Source organism: Photorhabdus aballayi, assembly GCF_026153155.1.
GTDB lineage: Bacteria > Pseudomonadota > Gammaproteobacteria > Enterobacterales > Enterobacteriaceae > Photorhabdus > Photorhabdus luminescens.
In genome coordinates, this window is record NZ_JAPFCD010000026.1 from 59,071 (window position 1) to 65,083 (window position 6,013).

The window sequence follows — 6,013 nt, forward strand, 5'->3', positions numbered from 1 at the left end:
ATTCGTTAAACTGGTGGCATATCCACGATATGCCACTTTCCAGCCCAATAATATAATTAGGGTGAAAACAGCATGTCAATAAAATTATTATCTCCTTTCGTCGGAGTTAATATAATTTAAACAATGAAATCTCAGTACTGATTTAAATCAGCGCATAAATATAATATGCCATCAGGTATTTTTAATAAAATCAAAACAACCATAAAAAATATATTTAAAACAGACAATCAAATGAAACTTTAAAACAATGAAATAGTTTACATGTCATTAATTGTTTTTAAATAATCATATGTAAAAATATATACCAACAAGTAGGGATTTATAATATAGAATAACTTTTCATAATGATTTAACAATCATAAACCAACTTCAAATAAAACATTAATAACTCATTGTTTAATAAAACAATCAGGATATAAAAAATATTGATTTTTTCTTATCGAACAACTATTTGGTGAACCTAAAAATTATTTTTAACGAGGATATGTATATGAAAAAAGAGCCAATTAATACATCAAACTCAGATAATATCGAATTATCTGTTACAAACGAGGTAGAAGCCGAAAATTCACCTATCGCGGTATCCGGCATTGTCCCAGTAACGAACACCTATAACGGTCGGCTCGAAGTTTTTGGTGTAAGTACTGATAATGCAGTATGGCGCAATGGACAAACGACACATACAGGCTCTTCCTGGACCGGCTGGACCTCACTCGGCTTAAAGGCAACCAGCAAACCTGCCGTTCACATCAATACAGACGGTCGATTGGAAGTATTCGCACGTGGCGCCGACAACGCCCTGTGGCATAACTGGCAAACCGCCCCCGGCGCCGGTTGGTCAGGCTGGCAATCTTTAGGTGGCATGCTCACCAGTAACCCTGTGGTATCCGTCAATGCCGATGGCCGGCTTGAAGTCTTTGCCCGCGGCGGCGACAACACACTTTGGCACATCTGGCAAACCGCTCCCCACTCCAATCCGTGGTCAAGCTGGTATTCTCTGGGCCAAGTGATCACCAGTAACCCGGCAGTCCATATCAACTCTGACGGCCGACTGGAGGTTTTTGCCCGCGGTGCCGATAACGCACTCTGGCACATCTGGCAAACCGCTCCCCATACCGGTTCTTGGTCAAGCTGGCAGTCATTAGGCGGCGGCATCAATAGTGACCCTGTGGTCATCCGCACCGTCGATGGCCGGCTTGAGGTTTTTGTACGCGGCACTGATAACGCTCTCTACCACATCTGGCAAAATGATACCCATTCCGGTTCATGGCACACTAACTGGGAGCGATTGGGTGGTGGACTCTCCAGCGGCCCAGAAGTCGTGAAAAATTCTGATGGTCAACTTGAAGTCTTTGTACGTGACAATGGTAACGGACTCCACCACATCTGGCGTACCCCATCATCGTGGTCAGCTTGGACCTCCCTTGGCGGCATCTTAATCGACGCTTCCGTGATCAAATAATTTAAAAGGAGCCAGATTCGCACAATATACGCGTAACTTTCTGGCCCGATGCATTAGAGAAAGTATTCACTACTCTGCATCAGGCCAGTAGTACCTCATTTGCTGGAGCTATTCCAATATTCGACATGCAAACCTGGTATTTTCTCAAACTTGCGTATTTTATTGACGACAAATATATAATTTTATCCATCTAAAATAGACTCTTAGTTGCATCATCTAGAAAATAATCTCTAATAAAACAACCGATTGATTATTAGATGTTTATAATAAAATTAAAATTATCATAATAGAAATATATTTTCAGATATAATAAAAACCAAACCTCAAAACAGGAAATAATTCATTTGTAATTTATTACTTTTGAATAACTGCATGTAAATATATAAACATATGTAGTTTTATAATGTAATATCACATTTATTTGACACTTTACGGTTCATAAACCAGTATCAAATAGAATATTTATTATTTCTCTAAAGAATAAAAGTAAGAATATTAATTCAAAGAATTAAATATCTTGCTTATTAAATAACTATTTAGTGAATCTGACAGATTATTACTAAAGAGGATATATATATGCAAGAACAATCTATTAATACATCAAATCCAGATAATACCGAATCATATGTTAAAGATGAGGTGGAAATCGAGAACGTCACAATCGCGTTATCTGAAATCGTCTCAATAGTAAACACCTCCAACGGTCAGCTCGAGGTTTTCGGTGTCGGCTCTGACCATGCTGTGTGGCACAATTGGCAATTAATGCCACACTCAGATTCTCCCTGGTCCGGCTGGATCTCACTTAACGGAAACGTGGTCAGCAGACCCGTCGTTTATATCAATACAGACGATCGATTGGAAGTATTCGTCCGTGGTTCCGATAATGCGTTATGGCATAATTGGCAGATTGTTCCCAATCTCGGTTGGTCAGGCTGGCAATCTTTAGGGGGCTCAATTGCTAGTAGCCCAGCGGTATATGTCAACACCGATGGCCGACTCGAAGTCTTTGTTCGTGGCTCCGATAGTGCACTTTGGCACATCTCACAAACTGCCGCTCATTCCGGTACGTGGTCAAGCTGGCAATCTTTGAAGGGCAATATCACCGGCAACCCAGCAGTCCATATCAACTCCGACGGTCGGCTTGAAGCCTTTGTACGCGGCTCCGATAACGCTCTCTGGCACATCCATCAAACCGCTCCTGATTCCAACCTGTGGTCAAGTTGGGAATCACTCAATGGCTCAATTAGTAGCGACCCTGCGGTCATTGGCACCGCCGATGGTCGGCTTGAAGTCTTTGTTCGTGGCTCCGATAACGCACTCTGGCACAACTGGCAAATTGTTCCCCATTCCGGTCCGTGGTCAGGCTGGGCCTCATTGGACGGCAATATCATCAGCACCCCTGCTGTAGCGAAGAATTGGGATAACCGGCTAGAAGTCTTTGCATGCGGCTCCGATAACACACTCTGGCACATCTGGCAAACTGCTTCTCATTCCGGTCCATGGTCTAGCTGGGCTTCATGGAATGGCAATATCACCAGTGCGCCAAGTGTGGTAGAAGATTCCGATGGTCGGCTGCAAGTTTTTGTACATGGCTCCGATCATGCACTCTGGAATATCAGGCAAACCACATTACCATCGTGGTCCTCTTGGCTATCCCTCAATGGTTCCTTAATCAGCACTTGAGCAATCAAATAATCTAGCTTCGCATAAGGCGAACATAACTTTCTGGCCCGATGCATTAGAGAAAACATTCACTGCGCTGTATCGGGCCAGTAATACCTCATTTGCTGGCGTTATCCCAATAGCCAGATGACGAATTGTGTACTTTAATAACGATCATCAGATATTTTGAATAAAAAATAAAATAACCGTGAAAAAACAGACTTAAAATAGAAGAGAAATAAAACTTTTAAATAAGAAAATAGTTTACATATAATTAATGTTTTTTATGCGTTTGTATTTAAAAATATATATCAACATATAGAGAATAATAATATAAAATCACATTTTCATGATAATTAAAGAATTATAATTTGACGTCAAATAAAATATTACTTATTCATTTTATGAATAAGAATATACATAATGCAATCGAAAATACTAATGTGAAATTAAATATATTGCTTATTAAATGACTATTTACTTAAAAAGGATATATATATGAAAAAAGAATCTATTAATACACCAGATCCAGATAATGCCGAGTCGTCTGTTGCAAACAAAGTAGAAATATCCAACGAAATTTCTTGGACCGCACTACCCGGCGTTATCTCAGCAGCAAACAACGCCGATGGTCGGCTTGAGATTTTCGGTGTGAGTACCGACAATGCTGTGTGGCACAATTGGCAAACAGTACCAAACACCGAATCTTCCTGGTCTGGTTGGCGCTCGATGAATGAAGGAGCAACCAGTAAACCCGCCGTTTACATTAATTCAGACGGCAGATTGGAAGTATTCGTCCGTGGTTCCGACAATGCATTATGGCATAACTGGCAGACCGCCCCCGGCGCCGGTTGGTCAGGCTGGCAATCTTTAGGTGGAATCATCACTAGTAACCCTGTGGTATATGTCAACTCCGATGGTCGGCTTGAGGTCTTTGCTCGCAGTTCCGATAACGCTCTCTGGCACATCTGGCAAACCGCCCCCCACGCCGGTCCGTGGTCTAATTGGCAATCACTAAATGGCGTGCTTGCCAGTGATCCAGCGGTATATATCAACGCCAGTGGTCTGTTGGAGGTCTTTGCGCGCAGCAACGATTTCTCTCTCTGGTACATCAAGCAAACGACTTCTCATACCTATCCTTGGACAAATTGGCAGTCACTGAGTGGTGTAATAACTAGCAATCCAGTGGTGATCAGCAACTTTGATGGTCGGCTTGAAGTCTTTGCACGCGGCCCCGATAACGCTCTCTGGCATATTTGGCAAGTCGCTCCTCATGCAGGTTGGACAAACTGGCGCTCACTGGCTGGCGTCATCACCAGCGACCCAGCGGTACATATCAATGCCGACGGTCGGCTTGAGGTCTTTGCGCGCGGCCCCGATAACGCTCTCTGGCATATCTGGCAGACGGAAGCATCTGGTTCATGGTCTGAATGGGCCTCATTGTCTGGTGTGATTACCAGCGCTCCTACAGTAGCGAAGAATTCTGACGGCCGGCTTGAAGTTTTTGCACGCAGTTCCGATAGCGCTCTCTGGCATATTCAGCAAACTACATCATTATCGTGGTCCGCCTGGGAATCCCTCGGCGGCATCTTTATTGATGCTTGAGCAGTAAGATAATCTAGCAAGATCAGCTTCGTACAAGATACGCATAATTTTCTGGCCTGATGCACTAAAGAGAACATTCACCATGCTGCATCGGGCCAGTAATTACCTTGTTTGCTGGAATCAACCCAATTCTCAACACGCAAACCAAGCATTCGTTCAGACTCGCACATGTTGTTGATGACAAAGATATAGTTTTGTCTATCCAATGTAGACTCTTAGTCGAATATACCTATACCTAATAGATTTCGAGTTGCATCGCGACGGCAAGGGAGCGAATCCTCGGGAGCATAGATAACTATGTGACCGGGGTGAGTGAGTGCAGCCAACAAAGAGGCAACTTGAAAGATGACGGGTATAAAAGGTAATTTCAAACAAAACCTCCGTTTTATAGAACATTCATGAATTAGAATCTGTGTTTTTTAATGTCAGTCGGCAAACTGTTCACTTCCATAAAGATTATTAAGTGTTTTTAATGCAATTAAAACAATCATGATAAAGATATATTTTCAAATATAATAAAGATGAAACCTTAAAACAGCAAAACAGTTCATTCATAATTTATTATTTTTAAATGACTGAATGTAAAAAATATATATAAACAGAAGAGGTTTTATAATGTAGCATCACATTTATTTGACACTTTATGGCTCATATATCCAATGGATTTCAAGATGCATCGCGACGGTAAGGGAGCGAATCCCCGGAAGCATAGATAACGATGTGACCGGGGTGAGTGAGTGCAGCCAACAAAGAGGTCATTTGAAAGATAACGGGTATAAATCAGTATCAAATAGAATATTCATTATTTCTCTAAAAATAAAAGTGAGAATATTAACTCAACAAATTAAATATCTTGTTTATTAAATAAATATTTAGTGAACCTGAAAAATTATTTCTAACGAGGATATATATGAAAGAAGAATCTATTAATATACCAAATCCAGATAATGCCGAGTTTTCTGTTACAAATGAGGTAATACAGCTAAAAACCGAAAACTCATCTATCTCGATGTCCAGCATTACCTCAGTGACTAACAAACCCGCTGTTTCTCGTAATTTGGACGGTCGATTGGAAGTATTCGTGCGCGGTGCTGACAACGCCCTCTGGCACATCTGGCAAACCGCGTCCAATTCCGATTGGTCAAACTGGCAATCTTTAGGTAACACCATTACCAGTGACCCTGCCGTATATGCTAACGCCGATGGTCGCCTTGAAGTCTTTGCCCGCGGCACCGATAACGCCCTCTGGCACATCTGGCAAACCGCGCCCAATTCCGGCTGGTC

Annotated in this window: 5 protein-coding genes; 4 read left to right on the forward strand and 1 reads right to left on the reverse strand. The window is 41.9% G+C overall.

The features are described from left to right. Positions 1-490: 490 nt before the first annotated feature. From OO184_RS13990 to OO184_RS14000, 3 genes are all read left to right on the forward strand, one after another. Positions 491-1,462, forward strand: a complete 972-nt coding sequence (locus OO184_RS13990) for a PLL family lectin (protein ID WP_265379717.1) — start codon at positions 491-493, stop codon at positions 1,460-1,462. A gap of 576 nt (positions 1,463-2,038) precedes the next feature. Then, on the forward strand, positions 2,039-3,145 hold the full coding sequence (locus OO184_RS13995; protein ID WP_265379718.1) for a PLL family lectin: 1,107 nt from the start codon (positions 2,039-2,041) through the stop codon (positions 3,143-3,145). Between the two features lie 477 nt (positions 3,146-3,622). After that, a complete protein-coding gene (locus tag OO184_RS14000) occupies positions 3,623-4,729 on the forward strand; it encodes a PLL family lectin (RefSeq protein WP_265379719.1) in 1,107 nt (368 codons plus the stop codon). Between the two features lie 77 nt (positions 4,730-4,806). On the opposite strand, the gene OO184_RS14005 is transcribed toward OO184_RS14000, so the two are convergent. Continuing rightward, a complete protein-coding gene (locus tag OO184_RS14005; RefSeq protein ID WP_265379720.1) occupies positions 4,807-4,935 on the reverse strand; it encodes a hypothetical protein in 129 nt (42 codons plus the stop codon). A gap of 803 nt (positions 4,936-5,738) precedes the next feature. On the opposite strand from OO184_RS14005, the gene OO184_RS14010 reads away from it, so the two are divergent. Beyond that, a partial coding sequence (locus OO184_RS14010; RefSeq protein ID WP_512699427.1) for a DUF8189 domain-containing protein occupies positions 5,739-6,013 on the forward strand: 275 nt, incomplete at its 3' end.